Origin of the sequence: Alcanivorax sp. HI0007, from assembly GCF_001635525.1 — a bacterium.
Classification (GTDB): Bacteria; Pseudomonadota; Gammaproteobacteria; order Pseudomonadales; family Alcanivoracaceae; genus Alcanivorax.
Window position 1 is genome coordinate 1 of sequence record NZ_LWEJ01000239.1, and the last position, 22673, is coordinate 22673.

Annotated in this window: 27 protein-coding genes and 1 pseudogene; 12 read left to right on the forward strand and 16 right to left on the reverse strand. The window is 60.3% G+C overall.

The window, feature by feature from the left end; translation table 11 throughout:
- Positions 1 to 192, reverse strand: a pseudogene (locus A3714_RS11795) (porin family protein); the annotation flags it as partial.
- 118 nt (positions 193 to 310) lie between these two features.
- Between A3714_RS11795 and A3714_RS11800 the strand changes: the two are divergent.
- Positions 311 to 1228 carry a phosphotransferase gene (locus A3714_RS11800; protein ID WP_063509106.1) on the forward strand — a complete coding sequence of 306 codons (918 nt, stop codon included), beginning with the start codon at positions 311 to 313 and terminating at the stop codon, positions 1226 to 1228.
- A gap of 261 nt (positions 1229 to 1489) precedes the next feature.
- On the opposite strand, the gene A3714_RS11805 is transcribed toward A3714_RS11800, so the two are convergent.
- Positions 1490 to 2563, reverse strand: a complete 1074-nt coding sequence (locus A3714_RS11805; RefSeq protein ID WP_156492984.1) for a cellulase-like family protein — start codon at positions 2561 to 2563, stop codon at positions 1490 to 1492.
- A gap of 188 nt (positions 2564 to 2751) precedes the next feature.
- On the opposite strand from A3714_RS11805, the gene A3714_RS11810 reads away from it, so the two are divergent.
- Positions 2752 to 3102, forward strand: a complete 351-nt coding sequence (locus tag A3714_RS11810) for a hypothetical protein (protein ID WP_063509104.1) — start codon at positions 2752 to 2754, stop codon at positions 3100 to 3102.
- Between the two features lie 277 nt (positions 3103 to 3379).
- Here the strand turns inward: A3714_RS11810 and A3714_RS11815 are convergent, their stop codons facing one another.
- Positions 3380 to 4246: a metal ABC transporter solute-binding protein, Zn/Mn family gene (locus A3714_RS11815; RefSeq protein ID WP_231866065.1), complete on the reverse strand. Its 867-nt coding sequence runs from the start codon at positions 4244 to 4246 to the stop codon at positions 3380 to 3382.
- Between the two features lie 238 nt (positions 4247 to 4484).
- On the opposite strand from A3714_RS11815, the gene znuC reads away from it, so the two are divergent.
- The 3 genes from znuC to A3714_RS11830 all read left to right on the forward strand — a co-directional run bounded on the left by znuC (position 4485) and on the right by A3714_RS11830 (position 7509).
- Positions 4485 to 5258 carry a zinc ABC transporter ATP-binding protein ZnuC gene (gene znuC, locus A3714_RS11820; RefSeq protein WP_062815192.1) on the forward strand — a complete coding sequence of 258 codons (774 nt, stop codon included), beginning with the start codon at positions 4485 to 4487 and terminating at the stop codon, positions 5256 to 5258.
- A complete protein-coding gene (znuB, locus tag A3714_RS11825; protein WP_063509103.1) occupies positions 5251 to 6033 on the forward strand; it encodes a zinc ABC transporter permease subunit ZnuB in 783 nt (260 codons plus the stop codon). The genes znuC and znuB overlap by 8 nt, the downstream gene beginning before the upstream one ends.
- A gap of 192 nt (positions 6034 to 6225) precedes the next feature.
- Positions 6226 to 7509, forward strand: coding sequence for an MATE family efflux transporter (locus A3714_RS11830; RefSeq protein ID WP_082844675.1), 1284 nt, complete (start codon positions 6226 to 6228; stop codon positions 7507 to 7509).
- Between the two features lie 52 nt (positions 7510 to 7561).
- Here A3714_RS11830 and A3714_RS11835 read toward each other — a convergent pair whose 3' ends face one another.
- The 5 genes from A3714_RS11835 to rd form a co-directional block, all read right to left on the reverse strand.
- Complete coding sequence (locus A3714_RS11835) at positions 7562 to 8203, reverse strand: hypothetical protein (RefSeq protein WP_063508696.1); 642 nt, start codon at positions 8201 to 8203, stop codon at positions 7562 to 7564.
- Between the two features lie 108 nt (positions 8204 to 8311).
- Entirely contained in the window at positions 8312 to 8548 is a 237-nt protein-coding gene (locus A3714_RS11840) for a DUF5062 family protein (RefSeq protein ID WP_062815188.1), read from the reverse strand.
- A gap of 154 nt (positions 8549 to 8702) precedes the next feature.
- Entirely contained in the window at positions 8703 to 9083 is a 381-nt protein-coding gene (locus tag A3714_RS11845; RefSeq protein WP_062815187.1) for a hypothetical protein, read from the reverse strand.
- Positions 9084 to 9168: 85 nt separating this feature from the next.
- Entirely contained in the window at positions 9169 to 10317 is a 1149-nt protein-coding gene (locus A3714_RS11850; protein WP_063508695.1) for an NAD(P)/FAD-dependent oxidoreductase, read from the reverse strand.
- 50 nt (positions 10318 to 10367) lie between these two features.
- A complete protein-coding gene (gene rd, locus A3714_RS11855) occupies positions 10368 to 10532 on the reverse strand; it encodes a rubredoxin (protein WP_008929914.1) in 165 nt (54 codons plus the stop codon).
- A gap of 257 nt (positions 10533 to 10789) precedes the next feature.
- Here rd and A3714_RS11860 point away from each other — a divergent pair, with 257 nt between their 5' ends.
- The 5 genes from A3714_RS11860 (at position 10790) to A3714_RS11880 (ending at position 15633) form a co-directional block, all read left to right on the forward strand.
- Positions 10790 to 11332, forward strand: a complete 543-nt coding sequence (locus A3714_RS11860; protein WP_063508694.1) for a chorismate lyase — start codon at positions 10790 to 10792, stop codon at positions 11330 to 11332.
- A gap of 204 nt (positions 11333 to 11536) precedes the next feature.
- The gene (gene ubiA, locus A3714_RS11865) at positions 11537 to 12409 is read left to right on the forward strand and encodes a 4-hydroxybenzoate octaprenyltransferase (protein ID WP_063508693.1); all 873 of its coding nucleotides are present in this window, start codon (positions 11537 to 11539) and stop codon (positions 12407 to 12409) included.
- A gap of 302 nt (positions 12410 to 12711) precedes the next feature.
- Complete coding sequence (gene phoB / locus A3714_RS11870) at positions 12712 to 13416, forward strand: phosphate regulon transcriptional regulator PhoB (protein WP_062815182.1); 705 nt, start codon at positions 12712 to 12714, stop codon at positions 13414 to 13416.
- A gap of 111 nt (positions 13417 to 13527) precedes the next feature.
- A complete protein-coding gene (gene phoR, locus A3714_RS11875; RefSeq protein ID WP_062815181.1) occupies positions 13528 to 14838 on the forward strand; it encodes a phosphate regulon sensor histidine kinase PhoR in 1311 nt (436 codons plus the stop codon).
- A gap of 210 nt (positions 14839 to 15048) precedes the next feature.
- Complete coding sequence (locus A3714_RS11880) at positions 15049 to 15633, forward strand: TIGR00730 family Rossman fold protein (protein WP_063508692.1); 585 nt, start codon at positions 15049 to 15051, stop codon at positions 15631 to 15633.
- 76 nt (positions 15634 to 15709) lie between these two features.
- Here A3714_RS11880 and A3714_RS11885 read toward each other — a convergent pair whose 3' ends face one another.
- Positions 15710 to 16282 (reverse strand): hypothetical protein, encoded by a 573-nt coding sequence (locus A3714_RS11885; protein WP_063508691.1) that lies wholly within the window; start codon positions 16280 to 16282, stop codon positions 15710 to 15712.
- 83 nt (positions 16283 to 16365) lie between these two features.
- The gene (locus tag A3714_RS11890) at positions 16366 to 16908 is read right to left on the reverse strand and encodes an NADPH-dependent FMN reductase (protein WP_063508690.1); all 543 of its coding nucleotides are present in this window, start codon (positions 16906 to 16908) and stop codon (positions 16366 to 16368) included.
- Positions 16909 to 17059: 151 nt separating this feature from the next.
- On the opposite strand from A3714_RS11890, the gene A3714_RS17580 reads away from it, so the two are divergent.
- Positions 17060 to 17218, forward strand: coding sequence for a YqaE/Pmp3 family membrane protein (locus A3714_RS17580; RefSeq protein ID WP_035245841.1), 159 nt, complete (start codon positions 17060 to 17062; stop codon positions 17216 to 17218).
- Between the two features lie 65 nt (positions 17219 to 17283).
- On the opposite strand, the gene A3714_RS11895 is transcribed toward A3714_RS17580, so the two are convergent.
- From A3714_RS11895 to A3714_RS11905, 3 genes are all read right to left on the reverse strand, one after another.
- Positions 17284 to 18144 carry a pirin family protein gene (locus A3714_RS11895; RefSeq protein ID WP_063508689.1) on the reverse strand — a complete coding sequence of 287 codons (861 nt, stop codon included), beginning with the start codon at positions 18142 to 18144 and terminating at the stop codon, positions 17284 to 17286.
- A gap of 94 nt (positions 18145 to 18238) precedes the next feature.
- The gene (locus tag A3714_RS11900; protein WP_063508688.1) at positions 18239 to 19243 is read right to left on the reverse strand and encodes a glutathione S-transferase family protein; all 1005 of its coding nucleotides are present in this window, start codon (positions 19241 to 19243) and stop codon (positions 18239 to 18241) included.
- Positions 19244 to 19332: 89 nt separating this feature from the next.
- A complete protein-coding gene (locus tag A3714_RS11905; RefSeq protein ID WP_062815176.1) occupies positions 19333 to 19920 on the reverse strand; it encodes an FMN-dependent NADH-azoreductase in 588 nt (195 codons plus the stop codon).
- A 130-nt stretch (positions 19921 to 20050) separates the two neighbouring features.
- Here A3714_RS11905 and A3714_RS11910 point away from each other — a divergent pair, with 130 nt between their 5' ends.
- Positions 20051 to 20953: a LysR family transcriptional regulator gene (locus tag A3714_RS11910; protein ID WP_062815175.1), complete on the forward strand. Its 903-nt coding sequence runs from the start codon at positions 20051 to 20053 to the stop codon at positions 20951 to 20953.
- Between the two features lie 24 nt (positions 20954 to 20977).
- Here the strand turns inward: A3714_RS11910 and A3714_RS11915 are convergent, their stop codons facing one another.
- The 3 genes from A3714_RS11915 to A3714_RS11925 are packed head-to-tail and all read right to left on the reverse strand — an operon-like array spanning position 20978 to position 22659.
- Positions 20978 to 21661, reverse strand: a complete 684-nt coding sequence (locus tag A3714_RS11915; RefSeq protein WP_156493865.1) for a hypothetical protein — start codon at positions 21659 to 21661, stop codon at positions 20978 to 20980.
- Positions 21662 to 21687: 26 nt separating this feature from the next.
- On the reverse strand, positions 21688 to 22449 hold the full coding sequence (locus A3714_RS11920; protein WP_082844674.1) for a hypothetical protein: 762 nt from the start codon (positions 22447 to 22449) through the stop codon (positions 21688 to 21690).
- 3 nt (positions 22450 to 22452) lie between these two features.
- Complete coding sequence (locus tag A3714_RS11925) at positions 22453 to 22659, reverse strand: hypothetical protein (RefSeq protein WP_063508686.1); 207 nt, start codon at positions 22657 to 22659, stop codon at positions 22453 to 22455.
- Between the last annotated feature and the right edge of the window lie 14 nt (positions 22660 to 22673).

Below are 22673 nucleotides of genomic sequence, written 5' to 3' on the forward strand. Positions count from 1 at the left end.
GTACGGGTCGATCATGCCCCCCAGGCGCACCCCCACCCCGGTGGGAGTCAGCTCGCGGTTGTCATAGTCCAGGGTGATGTTCATCAGATTGCCGGCCACGTAGCCGAAACGCTGGTCCTGATAGTGCGCCACCCCGTCCGCCTGGCTGGCGGCAGCAAACAGTAACCCGAAAAACAGAATCCCGTAACGCATGGCAAGTCATCCTTTTGTTATTGTTGGAGATGCGTCGTTATTGTTATCAGCGCCTGTTATACCATTGCTCGCCCGCAGAGTCCGGTCATCTGCGGCCTTTTTGCCGACAAGGAATCCCATGTCCGTTTATACCCCGCTCAGTCACAGCCAACTTGCCGCCGTTCTGGACGGTTACGGCTTCCGACTGCGGGATTATCGGGCGGCCAGCCATGGCATCGAAAACAGCACCTTCCTGATTGAGGCAGAGGATCGCCACCAGCAACCTGCGCAACTGGTGCTGACGGTTTTCGAAACCCTGACCCACGCGGCTCTCGCCCCGTATCTGGTGCTGCTGGCGCACCTGGCTGAACAGGGTCTGCCGGTGCCCGCCCCGCTGACGGATCATGGCTGCCAGGACCAGATCACGGTGGCCGGCAAACCGGCGGTGCTGATGCCGCGCCTGCCCGGGGAGCATGATTTTGCCGTGGATCTGGACCGTTGCCGACAGGTGGGCGCGCTGCTCGCCCAACTGCATCAATGTGATACCGGCGCCCTGCAGACCCTGCCCGGCGAACGGCAACGGCTGGAGACACTGGCTAGCCACCTGGACCAGCTGCCAGACGACCACCGCGAGGGGGCCAGGGCACTGCTGAGTGACTGGCAGGCACGACCCACCGGCACCACCTTGATCCACGGCGACCTGTTCCGCGACAACCTGCTGTGGCAACAGGGTCGCATCAGCGCCCTGCTGGACTTCTACAACGCCTGCCTGGATTACCCGGAATACGATCTGGCGGTAACGCTCAACGACTGGTGTGTGGATCGCAATGGCAAACCGGTGGCAGAGCGGGAGCAAGCGCTGCTGGAAGGCTACCGGGAGTCCGGCGGGCAGGTGGATGACAGCCTGTTGCTGGAGGCGCTGGCGGTGGCAGCGTTGCGCTTCTGGCTGTCGCGACTGGCCGGCCCGGTGTCCGAGCACAGCGAAGGGCAGGGCAGCAAGGACCCGGAAGAGTTTGCGCGGATTTTTCAGTGGCGGATTGCGGCGTTGGCGGGGTAAGAGGCCAGAAGCGAGTTCCGAGGAGCGAGTTTCGAAAATCACAACCACCCCCCCGACTTTTCACACCGCCAGTGCCCTGCCGGCAGGGGCACTGAGCGCACATAGATAACGTAATGTTTCCCTCAGTGAACTCTCTGCCCTCTGTAGTAAAAACGCTTTTCGGAACTCGCTCCTCGTAACTCGAACCTGGGTGAATCGCGCCGCCAGCGACGCTCCTACATTCACTCTGTGAGCTCTGTAGTGAAAATAGAGGGCGAGGGATTACTCCGAGCCGGACAGGATCAGATGATTCAGGTGCGCCAGGTACTCCTCTTCCCGCCACAGCCATTCATAGGCCGGGCAGGCCAGGGAGGTGGGCGTCATGGATTCCACCCCCTGGGTAAGGGCGCTGACCACCATCATTTCGTGCAGGTCCGCCCAGCCGGTGGGCAGGCGGCGCAGATGGCGGGGCTGGCGAACAAAGCCTTCACCGATCACCGGCTGCAGACGCCGCAGACGGGTAAAGGCCATACGCCGCTGTAACTGGTCTTCCATGCGCCGCTGCCAGTGCATGCCGCCGGCATCCAGCAGAAGCTGCTTCACCGGGCTGGCCAGGCGTCGGGCCAGGCCGGTCATGGGCACCGCCTCGCCGCTGGCCAGTCGATAGCGCGGATCATCATCCAGCCACAGGCTGAAATCGAGAAAATCCAGCTCACTGGTATCCAGCTGCCGCAACTGCTCGCTGATCTGGGTGGTGGTGCTCAGGCCGATGGGCACCCCGGGGAACAGGGCATGCAGGGCACGGGGAATATCCAGCAGATACTCCTCAATGCGCTCGGCGGCGCTGGCGGACCAACGCGGCGGCAGGGGCCGGTCCGGCGACCGATTGAACACCCGACGGGTGACGCCGTGGGCGTAGGGCAAGGCGGGGAACTGGTGGCAGAAATCCACCCCGGCCACATCCTCCAGGTAACCCCATTCCTGCACCAGGGACAGGGTATCGCTCCACACCGCGACGAAGTCTTCCGGCCGTCGCACAAAGGAACGGCGCGCGCGGCTGTCATCCACAAAACCGCTGCTGAACCAGACCTTCAGGCCGCGCTCGTGGGCAGACTGCAGCAGTTTCTGGAGGCTGTGGCGGATTTTCACTTCCACCGGCTCACACCCGGGCGCCTGCAATTCACAGCGGTCCAGATGGACACCGTTCTCGGGGCGGGCAATCAGGTGCGGGCACGGATCCAGGCGCAAGGCATTGAAACCCCGTTGCTGGGTTTCATCGAGCACTTTTTCCAGCGACGCAAAGGCCCCGTGACGGCTGTCACGGTCCAGCAGCCAGGACAAATCCCAGCAGGCCATTGCGATAGGTTTGCTTTGCTGTGCCATTCAGGCCCTGCACCCGTTTTCAGATTAAGCGCTCCAGCATACCTTTTTCCGGTGCCGCCTCAATGGCCCTGAGCCCAACGGGGAATTATTGACCCGCCTTGACACCGGGTGGTGCGAATCCGCCAGTTCCCCCGGGCCTGCGGGAGCGCTATGATCGGGATATGAAAAAAATAATGATTGCCCTGTTAATGGCCCCGGCCCTGAGCCTGGCGGCGGAACAACTGCCCGACTCCGCGCCGCCGGACGATGATGCGCCGCAAACCCGCGAGCCGGTTCCCGCCCAGCCGCTGGATGGCAAGGAACTTGAGGCCATGTATCTGGAGTCCCCCCGGGAACTGGATACCAGCGATGAAAGCCGGGGCATGAATGCGGTCAGCCCGGACACCCGGTATCTGGAAGAGGAGCAACAGGAGCTGCGTCAGCGCCAGGCCGAATCTGTCCGCCCCCCAGCGCTGCGCGACAACACCCCTCCGCCACCGCCACCCACGTTGATTCCGATTCGGGAGCTTTAGCAGCTGCGAGGGTTGGCAGTCTTTTGTAGGAGCCATGCTTGCCCCCGCAGGGGATCTGCGACATGCGAACCGCGCTTAGCGAGGCGACAAAGATCAATCTCACCGCCATTCTTTCTGAAACCTGTCGAGTGCTGAAATGCCTGATCGCCCTTCGGGCGATTTCCTTGCTTCGCAAGGTTCGCACCTCAAGAGGTACTCCTACAGCGGCTTCGTAAGAAATGCCGAAGCCTTGGGAGCCTTCCAACCTTTTCTTATCCAGCGAGCGGAGCTCGTAGCTTCAGCCCGCTCCCGCCTGCAGACACGCCTTGAAACCTTCCACCAGCCGATCCCGCCAGCTCAGATAATCCAGTTCCGGGTAGTCCCGGCCCAGCGGGTCCAGAGGCTGCACCCGGCAATCCGGACACAGCCGGGAGACCATGGCGGCGCGGGCTTCCGGCTCAAGAATGGCGCAGCGGACCTGCTGCTCGCGAATCTCGCCGGCCAGCGCCACAAAACGCCGGCTACCCGGTCCCGCATCCAGTTGCTTTGACACCACCAGCGGCTCCGCCAGCCCCAGGGTTTCGGTGAGATACCCCCAGGGCTGGTGGTAGCTCAGCCAGGACACTCCCTCCAGTCCGACCAGCGCCTGCCGGTGCCGGGTATGGCGGTCTTTGGCCTGTTGCTGCCAGCGTGCCGGTTCTCCGGCTTTCAGCCCCTGCGGGTATTGCTGCGCCAGCGCTCCGGCCAGTCGCATCATGTTGTCCAGTGACAGCCACAGGTGCGGATCCAGAGTGGCATCGGCGTGGTCGGCATGTTGATGTCCATGGTCGTGATCCTCCCCCCCTTCCCGGCGATGGACGCCCTCCAGGGCCAGCAGGCTCAGGGTCGGACCCTGCCGGCGGGCCACCAGGGGAGCCAGCGGCGCTTCCACCGCCTCGCCCAGCCACACCAGCAGATCCGCCTGCTGCACCAGCATGGCCTGGCGGGGGGACAGGGCCAGCTGATGCGGGTTCTGGTTGGCCTGCAACAGGGTCACCACCTCCACCTGGTCGCCATAAAGACCCCGCAGCACCTTGGCCAACGGCTCCACACTGGCCACCAGGGTCTGGCTCACTGCCTGGGCACTGAGCATCATCAACATTACCAACCACACACTTCGCATCATTTCCTCGTTTAGCGAGTTGAAAGTTCAAAGTTGAAAAGCGCGGGAAGTGCGATCGTGGTTTCCAGGCCGTGCCCGCGTTTTTCTGTCAAGACAATGAAGCGCGAGCACGGCCTTCTCGAGTGGCTACGGCTTTATGCGCGCTTTTCAACTTTAAACTTTGAGCTTTCAACTGAACCCAAAGTGCAGGCGAAAGGCCGGCAGTATATCATTGCGCCTTTGTTCTTCGGGCCCTTTTGCTATGTCGGATCCTCTGGTCAATGTGCAGGCGGTGTCAGTCACCCTGGGTGGCAACAGCGTGCTGTCCGGGGTGAGCCTGACCCTGGCTCCCGGGCGCATCACCACCCTGATCGGCCCCAATGGCGCCGGCAAAAGTACCCTGGCGCGGGTGGTGCTGGGGCTGGTGACGCCGTCCAGCGGCTCGGTGACCCGGCGCAAGGGCCTGCGGGTGGGCTATATGCCCCAGCACATCAAGATCGACGACAGCCTGCCGCTGACCGTGGACCGCTTCCTGTGGCTGGCCGCTCCCGGTCCCACCTCCGCCCGGCGGGCAGCCCTGGAGCAGGCCGGGGTGGCCCACCTGCGCCGCCGCGCGGTGCAACAGCTGTCCGGCGGCGAGATGCAGCGGGTGCTGCTGGCCCGGGCCCTGCTGCGCAAGCCGGACCTGCTGGTGCTGGACGAACCGGCCCAGGGGGTGGACGTGGCCGGGCAGAATGCGCTCTATGGGCTGCTCAAATCGGTCCGCGATGATCTGGGCTGCGCCATCCTGCTGATTTCCCACGACCTGCATCTGGTGATGGCCGCCACCGACGAAGTGATCTGCCTGCAGCGCCATGTGTGCTGCTCCGGCAGCCCGGAATCCGTCAGCCGGGACCCGGCCTACCACGAGTTGTTCGGCCCCGGTGCCGGCACCCCCAACCTGGCGCTCTATACCCACGATCATGACCACGACCATGATCTGCATGGCGACGCCCAACCGGGCCACCAACACGACGGGAATTGCCACCATGATTGAGCTGCTGTTGCCGCCGCTGTTCGCCGGCCTGGCCGTGGCTCTGGTGTCCGGGCCCATGGGTGCCTTTGTGGTCTGGCGGCGCATGGCCTTCTTTGGCGACACCCTGGCCCACGGCGCGCTGCTGGGGGCGGCCCTGGGGCTGGCGCTGGATATCAGTCTGTACCTGGCTGTGGTGGCCGTATGCCTGGGCCTGGCCGCTGCCCTCACCGCCCTGCAGCATCAACAGCAACTGGCCAGCGATACCCTGCTGGGCATTGTCGCCCACACCACCCTGGCCCTGGGGGTGATCGCCATCAGCCTGCAGCAGGGTATCCAGGTGGACCTGTTTGCCTATCTGTTCGGCGACCTGCTGGCGGTGGGCTGGCAGGATGCCCTGGCCCTGTGGGCCGGTGCCATCCTGATTCTGTTGCTGATGCTGTGGCAGTGGCGGGCCCTGCTGAGCATCACCGTCAGCGAGGAACTGGCCCAGGTGGAAGGGGTGGCGGTACAGCGCACCCGGCTGCTGCTGATGTTGTTGCTGGCCCTGTTGATCGCCGGCGCCATCCGCACCGTGGGGGTATTGTTGATCACCTCCCTGCTGGTGATCCCCGCCGCCAGCGCCCGCCGGCTCACCCATACCCCGGCGCAGATGGCGGCGGTGGCCAGCGTGCTGGGCACCCTGGCAGTGTTGGCCGGGCTGGCGGTGAGCTGGTTTGCCAATACACCGGTGGGACCCTCCATCGTGGTCGCCGCCAGCAGTTTGTTTGTGCTGACGTTGCTGCGGCGACCAGCATGACAATGTCTCTCTGTGGGAGCACCTCTCGAGGTGCGAACCCGAGCAATAGCGAGAGGATCGGGTTTCTATCCAAACCTGTCGAGCCCTGAAATTCCTGATCGCCCTGCGGGCGATTTCCGCGTTTACACGCGGTTCGCGCCTCGAGAGGCGCTCCTACAGCGGCTCCGTAGAAGGATTGTTGAAGAGGGCTGAGTGAGCTTATCGATTAACCGCCGCATCTGGATGCTGGCCTGGCCGCTGTTGCTGTCTAATCTGACGGCGCCGTTGCTGGGGCTGGTGGACACCGCCGTGGTGGGGCATCTGGACCATCCCCGCTATCTGGCGGCGGTGGCGCTGGGTGGCAATGTCTTCATGTTCCTGTATTTCTCCTTCAACTTCCTGCGCATGGGCACCACCGGCTTTGCCTCCCAGGCGCGGGGTGGCGAGAAGGATACCCGGGTGGTTTTGCTGCGCGCCCTGTTGCTGTCCACCGTGCTTGGGCTGGGGCTGATTGCCCTGTCGCCGCTGCTGCGGGAATCCGGGCTGTGGCTGCTGGGCGGCAGCGACGAAGTACAGAAGCTGGCCGGAGACTACATCAACATCCGCATTCTGGGCGCCCCGGCGGCGCTGGCCAATTTTGCCCTGATCGGTTTTGCCATTGGCACCCACAATACCCGGGTGCCATTGAAGATGACGGTGCTGATGCACAGCACCAATGCCCTGCTGGACGTGCTGCTGGTACAGGTCTGGCATCTGGATGTGCGCGGCGTTGCCATCGCCAGTGCCACGGCGGAATACGTGGGCCTGGCCGGCGGTCTGTTCTGGCTGCGCGCCGCCCTGCGACCACCGGCGCGACAGGAACGGTTGTGGCAACCGGCGGCCATGCTGGCGCTGATGGCGGTGAACCGGGATATCTTCCTGCGCAGTCTGGCCCTACTCAGCACCTTCTTTTTCTTCACCGCCCAGGGCGCCCGCCTGGGGGATGCGGTGCTGGCCGCCAATGCGGTACTGATCACCTTTCTGTTGCTGCTCAGCAACCTGCTGGACGGCTTTGCCAATTCGGCGGAAGCGTTGGTGGGAGACGCCCATGGCCGACATGATCGACAGGCCTTGCGCCAGGCGATTGGCGCCACCGGCCGCTGGACCGTGGCCTGTGCGGCCCTCGGGCTGATCGCGTTCAGTCTCGGCGGTGTGCCACTGATTCATCTGCTCACTGACCTGCCCGGCATCCGCGACACAGCCATTACCTATCTGCCCTGGATGTTGCTGTTACCCCTCACCGCCAGTGCCGGCTTCTGGCTGGACGGCATCTTCGTGGGCGCCACCTGGGGCGCGGCCATGCGCAACACCATGTTGCTGGCAGTGGGGATTTTCTTTGTGCTCTGGGCGTTAACCCTGGGCTGGGAGAACCACGGCCTGTGGCTGGCCATGAACGGCTTTATGGCGGGTCGAGGGATATTGATGGGCTGGGTGCTGAAGAAACGGCTGGCGGGATAGGGCACAGAGCGGAGGTGGTTGCGCGGGCTCTGTGCCCTCTCTGGCATAACGGCTAGCGCTTCAGGGCACCATCCTTGTCCAGCTGCGAGACAATGCTCTTGGCATAGCCCTTGGCGCCGTTCTTCAGACTATCCGGATTCATGCTGCGCGACTGGGCCTGCCACACCGGGCGCTTGCGCTCCACGCTGTAGACCTGGGTCTGCAGGTAATAGTCCTTGGCATTGTGGTAATAACCGGGCTGGTAGATGGCGCCGTAACTGTGGCCCACATAGGGGCCGTAGCCCAGATACATGGGGGCAGAGGGCACGGGCACATAGTCCACCTGGGGCGGCACATACTCGGAGCGTTCTTCCACTTTCAGCAACGACACCACCATGACGCCATCGGCACCGCTGGCCTTCACGGCCGTCTCGACCTGGGCACGGTACGCCTCCCGCTCGCTCTCTCGCTCGCCCAGGGTCTCACTGGCCAGCGTGGCTTCCACGGCCCGATGATTCAGGCTCTTGCGCACCTGCTGTTCTGCCGTGGCAGCAACCGCCGGGTCATCCGCCAGCACCAGCACATACATATGCCGGAAGGTCGGGTGGGATTCTCCGGTTTTGGTTTGCCAGGTGGAATGGGTTTCCGTGGTTGTCGCACAGGCGGTCAGTAGCAAAACGATACTGGCAATGGCCAACAGGGCGATACGTCGCATATCAGGTCCTTTTGAAGAGGGGCAATTCCATCGAGCGCGGGAATGCTTGGCCACAGGCTCGAGTTCAAGGATTTTTATAACAGACCGGCAAGCAACAAGCGATACCGGTTATGTCTGCTTGGAAGCCCAGATCGCGAGTTTGTGCTGAATGGAGGGCTGAGATACCTGGTCCTCCGGCAACGGCTGAATCACCTTGTCGTGCACCAGCAGCCGGTAGATGTACTCCAGCTTCTCCGCCGCAGAATCGGTGGGTTCGAATTCCACCACACCGCGCTTCTCCGCGTAATCCACCCCCAGTGCAATGGCTTTCTTGACCAGTTCCTTTTCGTTTTTCAGTTTCTTCATCGCCATTCCCTGTCTTGGTTAGCAACCTGAATAGTTCACCAGCCTACGGGATGACCCGAATTTACCAAAGGGAAAACGGAAGCGGAGGGCCAGACACGAACACGCCCCGAATCCGGGGCGTGCAGTGAGACATTTGCAGGAAGAGCCGGGAGAGCTATTTTTTCTTGCCACCCGGCATGATGAACTTCATCAGGGTCATGAACCACATGAGCTGCCCCGGATCGCCTTCGATCTTGATGTCGCCGGCCTGCATGCCTTCCATGAAGGCCATCTGGTTCTTGCCCGCCACCTGCAGAGTGCGGAAGGCGTAGCTGGCGTCCTTGAAGTTCAGGGTGACCGTGGGCTTGTCGTGCAGGCCACCAGAGGACACCACCTTGCCTGGCGTGAAATGAAAACTGCGCGCCGGCTTACCCTTGAAGGTCCGCCACTGCATTATCACGTTGCGGTTTTCCAGTTGTTTGCGAAAACCCGCATTACGCCAGGCCAACCAGCGCAAACGCCAGCCAAGGACCAGCAAAACCAGTGCAAATTTCATGGGCGTTCCTTTATTGGGTGGCCGATGGCAGGAGCGCTACCTGGGCGGTTCGCCATGCAAGCATGGCTCCTGCGGCGGGCCGTCGTTACGGCATCAACGGCGGCAGTTCCTTGTTGAGCTTCATCTTCTCTTTCACCGCATCACCGGTGAGGGCATACCCCTGCAGGCTGCCGTCCTTGCCGCGGAACAGGGCCTGAACGTTGTTGCCGTCTTCCTGGATTTCCCACTCGCCATTCTCTGCATCTGCAGGCGGACACACCACCACCGGGCAGGCCGGGGTCTTGATGGTGACCGGCATGACGCCATAGCTCACCGCCGTGGTTTCGCCGGCCAGGGTCTTGGCCAGGGCACGGGCGGAGGCCATCAGCGGCAACACATAGGGCAGCACATGGCCCTGGACTTCGGCGCAATCACCCAGGGCGTAGATGTCTTCAGCGCTGGTCTTGAGGGTCTTGTCAGTGACGATGCCACGGTTGATAGCCAGGCCGGCCTCCTTGGCCAGGGCGATGCGGGGGCGCAGGCCGATGGCGGACAGCACCACATCGGATTCAATGCGCGTGCCGTCGGACAGCTCGGTGACCAGCTGGTTGTTGTCGCCGTGATTCACCGCCTGGGCCAGGGGGCCAAAGTGGAAGGTCACGCCCAGATCCGCCAGGCCACGACCCACGGCGGCAGAGGCCGGTTCCGGCAGCAACAGCGGCAGACAACGGCCCTGGGGTTCCACCAGGGTCACCGCATAGCCACCGTTGGACAGGTCATTGGCAAACTCACAGCCAATCAGACCCCCACCGAGGATGGTGACTTTCTTGGCGCCCTGCAGGGCAGTGCGGAATTTGCCGTAATCCATCAAGTCATTGACGGAGAACACGTCGCCCACGGCATCGCCTTCCAGCGGCGGCGTCCAGGTATCCGCGCCCAGGGCCAGCACCAGCTTGCTGTAGTCCAGGTGATCGTCCGGCAGCAGCACGCGCTTGCCGGAAGGATCGATCTCTGCCACGTGCACGTCGGTGCGCACTTCCACATTGAACTGCTCGGCAACCTTCTCCGGCGTGGCCATGCACAGGTCATCAGCGGTTTTTTCCTTGGTAAAACCGGCGGACAGCATGGGCTTGGAATAGTTACGGCCGTCGTCACTGGTGAGCATGACGATGGGCGTGTCCTTGTCCAGCTTGCGGAATTCCTTGACGGTGTTGAAGCCGGCAAGGCCGGAACCGATGATGACGATAGGTTGCATGAACAGTCCTTAATTAATCAGTGAACGGGCAGAATGACCGTAGCAGTGGCTCAGATTTCCACCATTTCGAAGTCTTCCTTGCCCACGCCGCAGTCCGGGCAGACCCAGTCTTCCGGCACGTCATCCCAGGCGGTACCCGGGGCAATACCCTCATCGGGCAGACCTTCGGCTTCGTCATAGATGAAACCGCACACTACGCATTCCCACTTCTTCATCGTGAACCTCGTCGATTTGGAGTAAGTACTTGCTTACTCTGCTACATACAGGGTGTTTCTCGGGGGGCGTTAACCTATCGGCGCACGCCCGAAAAATCAATGACATTGGGCGCTGGCAAAGCACGGCGCCGGGGTCCATCGACCGGGCCCAGCGCCATTATCCCTTGCAGGCAAGCGCCTGCACACAGGCTGACCGCCGACTTGCCCTGAGTCACCGCTTGCGCCATAGTCCTGCGGCCTGCGACGTTGAGAGACCCATGCTGCCTGCCGCCCTGCATCCTGACAGCCTTTGGCGCCCGCTGGAACAGCTGGTGCTGCCGCCGCGTATCCGTGACTGGATGGCGGATCCCGCCTCCCTGACCCTGCGCCTGAAGCGTCACGGCCAGTTCCGGGTAGCGCCGGGCTACCACGCCATCAGCTTTCCCCGCGCCGACGAACGGCACCTGCTGAACCTGGCCCCCCGGCGGGCGGCGCTGATCCGCGAAGTGACCCTGCTGCTGGACGACACCCCGGTGGTGGCCGCCCGCAGCGTACTCCCCCTGACCAGTCTGACCGGTGCCAATCGCTCCCTGGGCCATATGGGCAGCCGCTCCCTGGGCCTGGAACTGTACAAACGCCCCACCTGCCAGCGCGACCAGGTCTGGGCCCGCATTGGGAGCCCTGCAGAAGCCATGCCAGTGTGCTGGGGGCGCCAGTCCCGTTTTATCAAACGCGGTGAACCGTTGCTGGTGGCAGAATACTTCCTGCCGGCGCTGTGGGAGAAGGTAGGCGCTACTAGCGTTTCTTCAGGGCTGCTGTAGGAGCACCTCTTGAGGTGCGAACCGAGCGTAGCGAGGAAATGGTTTTCACCGCGGTCACCCTGCCTGGAGGGAGAGTCGGTTCAACTCTAAGAGTTATCGCGACCATTCGAGGCTTCGCACCTCAAGAGGTGCTCCTACAAGGAGCCTTGAAACTTTCAACTTTCAACTTGAAACTTACCCCCGCCCCTGACAACCGGATGTCCCATGTTTGCCTTCGTTGAACAACGCTACCCCTCGCTCTGGCCCTACATCCAGTTGATGCGGCTGGACCGCCCCATCGGCACCCTGTTGCTGTTGTGGCCGACCCTGTGGGCGGTGTGGATTGCCGGGAACGGTACGCCCAGCCTGAAGACCGTGGTGATCTTCATTCTCGGGGTGATCATCATGCGTGCCGCTGGCTGCGTGATTAACGATTTTGCCGACCGGGATTTCGACGGCGATGTGGAACGCACCAAAGGCCGCCCGCTGGCCACCGGTGCTATCAGCGCCAAGAAAGCCCTGGCGTTGTTTTGCGGGCTGGGGCTGCTGGCCTTTGTGCTGGTGCTGTTTCTCAATGAACTGACGTTCTGGCTGTCCTTCGGCGGGCTGGGGCTGGCGGTGCTGTACCCCTTTACCAAGCGCTTCACCTTTATGCCGCAACTGTTTCTCGGCGCTGCCTTCAGCTGGGCCATTCCCATGGCCTTTGCCGCCGAAACCGGGGCCGTGCCGGAAATCGCCTGGCTGCTGTACGTGGCCAACCTGGTGTGGACCGTGGCCTACGACACCGAATACGCCATGTGCGACCGGGAAGACGACCTGAAACTGGGCATCAAGAGCACCGCCATCCTGTTCGGCGATGCGGACCGCTTGATGATCGCCATCCTCCAGGGGCTGACTCTGCTGGCCCTGATCATGGTGGGGCAACGGCTGGACTTTTCCTGGCCCTGGTACCTGGGTCTGGCCGGCATGTCCCTGAGTTTCCTGTTCCAGCACAGCCTGATCCGTTACCGGGAACGCTGGCCCAGCTTCCACGCTTTTCTCAATAACCACTGGGCCGGGGCGTGTGTGTTTGTCGGGTTGTATTTCCAGTACTTCTGAGTGACAAGCTTCAAGCTGCAAGCTACAACGCGGGCTGGCTCCCATGTTCTGAAACGCCATGCCCGCGATTCATTGCTAAACAAATCTGACGGTTTCAAGCCATGCTTTATCCTTGCGCTCTTTCACCTCGACGCGCGGCTTCCAACGTCATCGGATAGCTCCCCCATCAATCCGCGTTGTAGCTTGAAGCTTGTAGCTCCCCCCCTTGCTTTTTCGCCCGTTTCCGCCCAATTTGTCATACAGATGTCACAAAAAAGCAATCTAATAGGGCAACACAGACAGACAGGCAAGGAAGGAAAGCCATGTCCCGTAACCGTATTCTGATTGTTGACGACGAGCCCGCCATTCGGGAAATGGTGGCCGTTGCGCTGGAGCTGGCCGATTTTGATGTGCTGGAGGCGGAAAACGCCCAGCGAGGCCACGAAATTATTGTCGATGAACGCCCGGATCTGGTGTTGCTGGACTGGATGCTGCCGTCGGTTACCGGTATCGAGCTGGCCCGCCGCCTCAAGCGTGATGAGACCACCAACGAAATCCCCATCATCATGCTTACCGCCAAGAGCGAAGAGGACAACAAGATCCAGGGGCTGGATGTGGGCGCCGACGACTACATCACCAAGCCGTTTTCCACCCGCGAACTGATCTCCCGCATCAAGGCCGTACTGCGGCGTGCTTCCAGCACCGCGGCAGACAAGGCCATCGAAGTGGAAGGCCTGTGCCTGGATCCGGTGAGCCATCGCATCAGCGCCGACGATGAGCCGGTGGACATGGGGCCCACGGAGTACCGTCTGCTGGAATTCTTCATGAGCCACCAGGAGCGGGCCTATTCGCGGACCCAGCTGCTGGATCAGGTGTGGGGCGCCAATGTCTATGTGGAAGACCGCACCATCGATGTGCATATCCGCCGGCTGCGCAAGGCCCTGTCCCCCTTCGGCTACGACCGCTTTATCCAGACAGTCCGCGGCACTGGCTACCGTTTTTCGGTAAAATCCGCCAAGGCAAGCTGAAGCGATCCGGTCCGCATGGCGCGTTGCGCGCAATCCACAGAGGTGATGCAATGCGGATCGGTGACGGTGAATGCACCCACGTAGCCGCAACGGGGCGGTGGAAGCGAGATCATGAAAGCCAGTCTGGCCAAGGAAGTAAATCGCATAGTCGGCTTGATCCTGCTGTCCGTTGCGGCAGCGCTGGCAGTGGGCCACATCTGGCCACTGGTGGTCGGTCTGCTGGGCTACATCATCTGGAGCACCCGGCAGCTGTTTGGTCTGTACAGCTGGCTGGTGCGCGATGACCACACCGAACCCCCGGACAGCATCGGGCTGTGGGGCGAGTTCTACACCCGACTTGAGCACCTTTTCCAGAAAGAACGCCGCGCCCAGGAAAATCTGCAGGGCATCATTCACCGTGCCCAGCAATCGGTGAATGCCTTGGAAGATGTGGTCATTCTGATTGACCAGCACGGCTACCTGGAATACTGGAACCAGGCTGCGGAACGCTACATGGGGTTCAACGCCCGCCAGGATCTGGGCCAGCCGCTGACCAACCTGGTGCGCCATCCGAAATTCACCGAATACCTGAGCAAGGGGGATTTCCGCGAGGCGCTGGAGATTCCCTCGCCGGTGGACGACAACCGCATCCTGCAATTTCGCATTACCGAATTTGGGGTGGGCGAGCAGTTGATGATGGCCAGGGATGTCACCCGGATCCATCATCTGGAACAGATGCGCAAGGATTTCGTGGCCAACGTGAGCCACGAACTGAAAACCCCACTGACCGTGCTCAAGGGCTACCTGGAAACCCTGCTGGACACGGTGCCGGAGGAACAGTCCCGGTTACGACGGGCCCTCACCCAGATGGACAACCAGTCCAACCGTATGGAAGCCCTGGTCTCGGACCTGCTGTTGCTGGCACGGCTGGAGGGCACCAATGCGGACAATCTCAGCCAGGCGGTCCCTGTCCACGGCATGCTCAAACGCATGCGCGAAAATGCCCTGGCGATCAGCGCCGACAAGGGCCACAGCATTGAGCTGGACGTGCCCGAAGAAGCCCGCCTGATTGCCAACCCGGCGGAGCTGGAGAGCGCCTTCGGCAATCTGATCACCAATGCGGTCAAGTACACCCCCGCCGGTGGCCAGATCCGTATTCACTGGTGGCAGGATGAGCGTGGCGCACACCTGGCGGTGAGTGATAACGGTGTCGGCATCGACCCGGCGCATATCCCGCGTCTCACCGAACGCTTCTACCGCCCGGACAACAGCCGCGTCACCGAGACCGGCGGTACCGGCCTGGGCCTGGCCATCGTCAAACATGTGATGATCCGTCATAACGGCAAACTGGAAATCAAGAGTCAGCTGGGCAAGGGGAGCGTCTTCACCTGTCATTTCCCGGCGGAGCGGTTGGTGAGCAAACCCACGGCGGTGGCGGGATGAGTGATACTTTTAAATACCCCGCCGTAGGAGCGTCGCTGGCGGCGCGATGGCAAACCTAGATCAAAAGCATTTTCACCACAGAGGGCACAGAGAAGAAACCCATCTTTTCCTCGGTGAACTCTGTGCCCTCTGTGGTGGAATTCCAGTCTTCAAGGTTCGTTATCGCGCCGCCAACGACGCTCCTACGGCGCAGGGATCAGGTGAATATCCATGAAAAGAATCTGCGTCTATTGCGGCTCCAGCCCCGGTGAGGGGAACGACTACATCACCGCCGCTGAAGATCTGGCCGACGAACTGGTAAAGCGCGGGCTGGGACTGGTTTATGGTGGCGCCAGCGTCGGTGTCATGGGCGCCATCGCCAATGCGGTCATGCAACGGGGCGGTGAGGTGATCGGCATTATTCCCGATGCCTTAATGCGCAAGGAAATCGGCAACGACCATCTCACCGAATTGCGTGTAGTCGGTTCCATGCATGAGCGCAAAGCGGCCATGGCAGATTGCTCTGACGGCTTTATCGCCTTGCCCGGCGGCATGGGTACGCTGGAAGAAATTTTTGAAATTCTGACCTGGGCGCAACTGGGCTTTCACCACAAACCTTGCGCCCTGCTGAACATCAACGGCTATTACGACCACCTAATCACTTTCCTCGACCATGCCGCCAGCCAGGGCTTTCTGCGCCAGGAACACAGAGATCTCCTGCAGGTTCACAACTGTCCAGCGACGCTGCTGGACGGCTTCGCGGATTATCAGGCGCCGGATGTCACCAAATGGATTCGTCGCGAAGCGCAACTCTGAGTTTCTCTGCAAGGCCTACTGACCAGAAGCACTGCCAGTAAGAATGCCGTTATCCCCAGCACATTTTTCTTGCTCATCAGAGAGAGAAAGGGCTATTCCCATCGCTTTCTTTCAAAAACATAGACACTTCAGGTAGAGGTCTGTCCTTTTCCAGGTCCGCAAGAAAATGTGACAACAACAATTTATATGGCCTCATCGCCGACTCCAGACCAACATCCATTAGCGGAATCATTGACCCCTTCTCATTCATCCCATAAGAATAATTTGCCACCACAACGCCACCAAACCAAACCTGAGCATCAAGACTATAATCCGAATCAACCGGTATAGGCATTAATAGCATTGTTGCAGAAGAAAGAAGAAACCATCCTTGCGAAGTGTTCCTATCCACATCAAGAGATATGGTCAAAGCATAATCAGACCCAAGTCCGGAGAGCGATGTAAAAAGCCCCGACGACAACATTTCTTTATAAATTTCTGCATCATAGGGATATGCGTTCTGGCTTCCCTTTGTCCCATCATCGATTAAAACTGAAATGGGAAGGAAAATCGGTTTCACTTGAGACGGAAACTCTTTTTCCTCTATTGAATAGACAGTCGAACAGCCCGCAGTCATGAAATACATGAATAAAACAAAAATTCTAAGCATAACTTCCCCTCGCCGACCAAAATCGTCACCGCTTAATAGGCTAGGCCAGCCAAATATCACAGATTTAAAGTTGTGATCTTAGGTTAGCGAATTTTATTGAACCAATCTTGCAATGCAGCAAGTTGCTTGGCGATCATGTCCTTCGTTGCCTGGTCCTGCAGGTCACCATTCTCATCACATTTTTCATGGGCTGCAGAGACGAACACTTCCGGCTTGTTGAGCGGATGTACATCCAGGAACACCAGCACCTGCCGCAGGTGATACTGGCTGCGGCTGGTGCCCATGCCGCCCATGGATGCACCCATGATGGCGGCGGGCTTACCGGCAAAGATGCCGCCCGGCACCCGGGATAGCCAGTCGATGGCATTCTTCAGCACACCGGGGATGGAGTAATTGTATTCCGGGGTGGCAAACAACAGGGCATCCGCAGCCTTTACTTGTTCTGCCAGGGCCGTCACCGGGGCAGGGCGATTGTCTCCGTCGTCATCACCGTTATAGAGCGGAATATCACTGATGTCGGCGGCGATGATTTCCATTCCTGCGGGCGCCAATGCCTGGGCAGCACGGATCAGGCCGCGGTTGAAGGATTGCTCGCGCAGACTGCCCGCTATGGCCAGAACTTTCATGTTTTTCTCCTTTCCCGGATCAATGACAACGCCCAGCTTCCCGGAAAATCACGGCGCAGGCAATCCAATCTGTGCAAGGCTTTGTATTTTTTAACAGACGTAATGAGACAAAGAATTTACAGTGAGACTTTCGGACTCGAAGGAGAACAGCATGGACCTGTTACGCATTCTCATTGCCATCTTGCTTCCGCCACTGGGGGTGTTTCTCCAGGAAGGGATCGGCAAGCATTTCTGGATCAATATCGTACTGACCATTCTGGGCTACATTCCCGGTATCGTGCATGCTGTCTGGGTGATCGCCTCACGCTAGCGGCAAAATCATTGCCCGAAAAAAGCCCCGGCAAGTGCCGGGGCAGGTCGGGGTTCAGCGGGCCGTTACAGGGATGACGGTTCGGCGGTCAGGGTGCCGTCGCGATAATCACTCAGGGCCTGGTTGATTTCGTCCTGGGTATTCATCACGAACGGGCCGTACTGGGCAATGGGCTCGCCAATGGGTTTGCCCGCCAGCAGCAGCAATCTGGCACCGTGTTCTCCGGCCACCAGAGTGACCCTGTCACCGTCAGTGAAGGTCGCCAGATGGTCGCTCTTGACTGCCTCACCCGCCACGCTGACCCCACCTTCGAACAGATACAGGAAAGCGTTGTAACCCTGTGTCAGCGGCACCGTCACCGTTTCACCCGCACGCAATTTCACGTCCAGGTAAAGCGGATCGGTGCTACCACCTTTTACCGGCCCGCTGATCACCTGATTGCTGATGGTCACTTCCCCGGCGATGGCCTTGATCTGGCCTCCGCTGGACAAGTCCAGACGCGGGATCTCGTTATCGGCAATGTCCCGGTAACCGGCCGCTTTCATTTTTTCCGCCGCCGGCAGGTTGATCCACAGCTGGAAACCGCGCAACAGACCATCCTGCTGTTGTGGCATTTCCTCGTGGATAATGCCGCGGCCCGCGGTCATCCATTGCACACCACCCTGCTGCAGATTCCCTTCGTTACCCAGATGGTCACGGTGCTTCATGTGGCCTTCCATCAGGTAGGTCACCGTTTCAAAGCCCCGGTGCGGGTGCGGCGGGAAGCCGGCAATGTAATCATCCGGATTATCGGAGGAGAACGCGTCCAGCATCAGAAAGGGATCCAGCCGCACCATGGGGTTGTAGCCCAGCGCCCGCTTCAGGCGAACACCGGCACCGTCGGATGTATCCAGCGCGCGAATGGTGTTGAGAATTGTGCGTTCCATGGGAACCTCCTGATGTAGCAGTGTCGAGTTACGAGTTGCGAAGAGCGAAACCGATTTTGATTTTCGAAACTCGCTTCTCGTTACTCGCCCCTCGTCACTGGTTGATAATCTCTCTTTCCCCGAGCCGTTCACGGCCGTGGGGCGAATCCCAATCCAGCTCTGGCCCGATGGAAATAACCCCGTGGGGGTTGATGGTCGGATGGCTGCGGAAATAGTGGTGGCGGATATGCGCCATATTCACGGTTTCGGCCACACCGGGCAGTTGGTAAATCTCTTTCAAAAATCCATTCAGGTTCGGGTAATCGGCAATGCGTTTTTTGTCACACTTGAAGTGGGTGACATACACCGGATCAAAGCGCACCAGGGTCGTCCACAGGCGCAGGTCCGCTTCGGTGAGGGTATTGCCCACCAGATAACGCTGTTCGCCAAGTCGTTGCTCGAGAGCATCCAGCTGCTCGAAAAGCGTCACCACCGCTTCATCATAGGCCTCCTGACTGGTAGCAAAACCGGCCTTGTAGACGCCATTGTTCACGTGGTTATAGACCGGGTCGTTAATGGCATCGATTTCCGCCTGCAACGCTTCGGGATAGAAATTCCCCGGCACTGCCGCCAACCCGTCAAAGCTGGTATTGAGCATGCGAATAATTTCTGCGGACTCATTGCTGACGATGGTTTCGCGCTGCTTGTCCCACAGCACCGGAACCGTGACGCGACCGGTGTAGGTGGCATCGGCCTTCAGGTACAACTCATACAGCTTGCTGAAGCCATAGAGCCCATCGCCGGTGGCGCCGTCAAAGTCATCGCGCAGTTCCCAGCCGTTCTCCAGCATGTGCGGATGCACCACGGATACGCTGATATGTTCCTGGAGCCCTTTCAGGGCCCGCACGATTAACGTGCGGTGTGCCCAGGGACAGGCGTAGGACACGTACAGGTGATAGCGGCCACTTTCTGCCTGAAAGCCACTGACGCCACTGGGGCCAGCGCTGCCATCCGCCGTCACCCAGTTGCGGAACTGACTTTCGGAACGCTTGAAACGCCCACCGGTACTCTTGGTGTCGTACCACTTGTCCTGCCATTTGCCATCAACCAGCAGTCCCATGATTGTCTCCTTGTTGCAGAATTACCGTCTCACCGCAGGAGCCGTGCCTTGGCCGGTTCGCCATGCAAGCATAGCTCCTGCAACCTGGATCACTGCAGCGCAGCCCGGGCTTCGCTCATGGCTTTCTCTTTGCTCTCATCACCCATGTTCAGACCTTCCGCAAACACGAAAGACACATCGGTGATACCCACAAAGCCGAAGAACAGTTTGATGTACGGTGTCACCGTATCGTTCTCGGTACCGGCATACAGCCCGCCACGGGCGGCCAGTACGGTGACCGGCTTGTCATCCAGCAATCCCTGCGGGCCATTTTCCGTATAGCGGAAAGTGATGCCGGCGCGGGCCACATGATCGATCCAGCTCTTCAGCTGGCTGGGAATGCCGAAGTTGTACATGGGCAGGCCGAGCACCACGTGATCCGCAGCCTTGAGCTCCGCGATCAGCGCCTGGGAAAAGTCTTCCACTGTCTGTTGCTCGTCGGTGCGCTGATCCGCCGGAGTAAAAAAGGCGCCAACCCGCTCGCCGTCCAGATGCGGAATCGGCTCTGCAGACAGGTCACGCACTACCACGGTCGCTTCCGGGTGCTGGGCCTTCAGACGCTCCACCTGCTCGTTGACCAGAGTGGAAGAATTGCCGTTATCGCCGAAGACGCTGCTTTTGATGACCAGAATATTCATGACCCCAACTCCTTGTAATGACTGTGTCGGCAACGGCCGAACGCTGTTTGCTAACTGTAGGGCTATTCTGGATTCAGCAAATGCGATATAAAACCGGATAAATTTGCACGTTTAGCTCAGGTAATTCGATATGTCAGCGAAAATCAGTCTGGATCAGTGGCAAGCCCTGATTGCGGTAGTGGATGAGGGCGGTTACGCCAGCGCCGCCGAGGCCCTGGACAAGAGCCAGTCCGCCATCAGCTATGCGGTGCAGAAAATCGAGACCGAGCTGGGGGTCCGCGCCTTTGCCCTGGAAGGGCGGCGGGCCAGGCTGACGGAAACCGGCCAGATGCTGTATCGCCAGGCCAAGGTGCTGGTGGAGGAGGCCAACCGGATCGAGAGTGCCGCCATCCAGCTCAGCCAGGGCTGGGAGCCGCTGGTACGCGTGGCCGCTGACGCCCTGTTCCCGCAACACTGCATGCTCTCGGCCCTGGATGCGTTCGCCCAGCACAGTCCGCTGACCCGCGTGGAGTACACCGAGACCGTGCTGTCCGGCTCCGATGAAGCCCTGCTACGCAAGGAGGCGGATGTGGTGATCGGCGGGCGGGTACCGCCGGGGTTCTTCGGCGATCCACTGATGCGGGTGCGCTTTGTGGCGGTGGCCGCAGCAGACCATCCACTCAACCAGGCCGACAGCCTCACCCATGAGGATCTTCGCCAGCATCGGCAAATCGTGATCCGTGATTCCGGCAGCCGCCGCATCGACTCCGGCTGGCTGGGCGCTGAGCAACGCTGGACCGTGTCGCACCCGTCCACGCGTATCGCCGCCATTCGCCGGGGCCTGGGATTTGCCTGGGTCCCCGAGGCCGAGATCGGCGACGGCCTGGAAACCGGGGCACTGAAGGTGCTGCCCTTGAAAGAGGGGGTTGAACGGCTGGTGGACCTGCATCTGATTTATGCGGATGGGCAGTACGCCGGGCAAGCCGCCCGTTACCTGGGCGAGCGGATTCGCGAGGCCGCTGCGGTGCCCTGTCCCGGGGTCACCGTGTCCTGATCGTTCCAGGCCCACCAATCCCGGCTAGGGTGTCTCGTCTTGCACCCGGGACGCCATGGGACGAACCCGAAGATTCTCCAGCGGCAAGGTCAAACCGGTATCCGTAAGGATAATGGGCAACGCCCGGTTATCGGGGATCACCCGGGCCTCGAACACATTGGTGATCGGTGCGCTGATTTCCTCATCCAGATTGATGGCCGTATGAAGGGTTGTATCCACCGGCGGTCGAATGGTCTGGTCGAACCCCACCTGCACCGGCCCGTCGTACACAAACCGGATACGGGTATCCACCGGCACTTTCAGGGACACCGGCACATCCAGCTTCAAGGGCAGCTCGCCCTCCAGGGGAATGCGCGGCAGCCAGTCGGCTATCAGCTTGGTATCCCCTTCGATGGCCACGGTGGTGTCGATGGATATCACGTCCTGATACTCGATGGTCATGCGCAGGGGCACCATGGTATCCAGCGCGAGATTGGCCTTGTAGGTGCCACGCAGGGGTAACGGCAGGGCCTGGTGCTTGAATGGCACATCCACTTCCACCCGCCCTTGCAGGGTAATTGCCGCGTCTTCCTCCGCCCGGGTCTGCACGATCAGGCTTTCCGGCAATTTCAGCAGTGCGAACTGTTCCTGCAGGCCCACACCGATGACGATACGGCTGTAGAGCACAAAACCCAGAAACAGCCCTGCCACAATAACCGCAAGTGACACCCAGCCCCATAGCACCCAACGGCCCATCAAGGCTGCCCCCCCCGGGACGGGGTCATGTCACCCTCATCAGCCGTGGCAGATTTGCCGTCCTTGACAAACGACAGGCCCACTTCCCGCAGTGGCAATTTCAGATCCATCTCGGCAATCAGGGCGTCCGCGGGTTCCAGGATGGTGGCGCTGGCGCGCAGCCGGGAACGCACCGGCACCTGCATGGCACTTTTCAGGGGAATGGATGTTTTGATATCTGCCTTCAGTGGTACGGAAAGGTCTTCGAGAATATCCACCTTGGCGGGGGCGTTGAATTGCAATTTGACCAGCTGATCCACCGGCACGTTCACATCAATGGGCACATCCGCTTTCACCGGTAGCTCGCCCTTGATCGGCACGGTGATCCACTTGCCCAACACCCGGGCACGCACCTCGCCGTCCACCGGAATAATCTGATCCAGCTTGATGGTATCTTTCAGCGGGACATTCATCTTGATGGGCACCGCATTATCGAAGCCCACCTGCACATCCAGGGTTTCCTTGACGGGCAGAGTCAGGGTCTGATCGATGGGCACCGTGGTATCGATCACCGTATCAATGACGATATCCAGATCATCGAGAATATCGATGCCCACTGACATGGGCTCAGGCACCACCACACTGGCCTGTTGATCACGTAACAATAATTCTGCACCCAGATTTTTCCACACCCACCAGGCCAGGTAGGCACCGATGGCCAGCGCGATGATCAACAGCACTCCCGCACCAATAACAAACGACTTTCGAATGGTAACCTGCATGAATCAGGACTCCCCCTTGCCATTACTGTGCGCGGGGCCATCCTGCAGATGACGCAATACTTCCCGGGCGACCTGCTGGCGAACTTCCTCATCCACCACCTGCTCCACGCGGGCACGCATACGGCGACGGGCCCGTCGCCATGACCACACCAGGCCAGCGGCGAAACACAGCACACACAACAGGATCCAGACAATCATTAACATGGACATTGCCGACTCCAGGA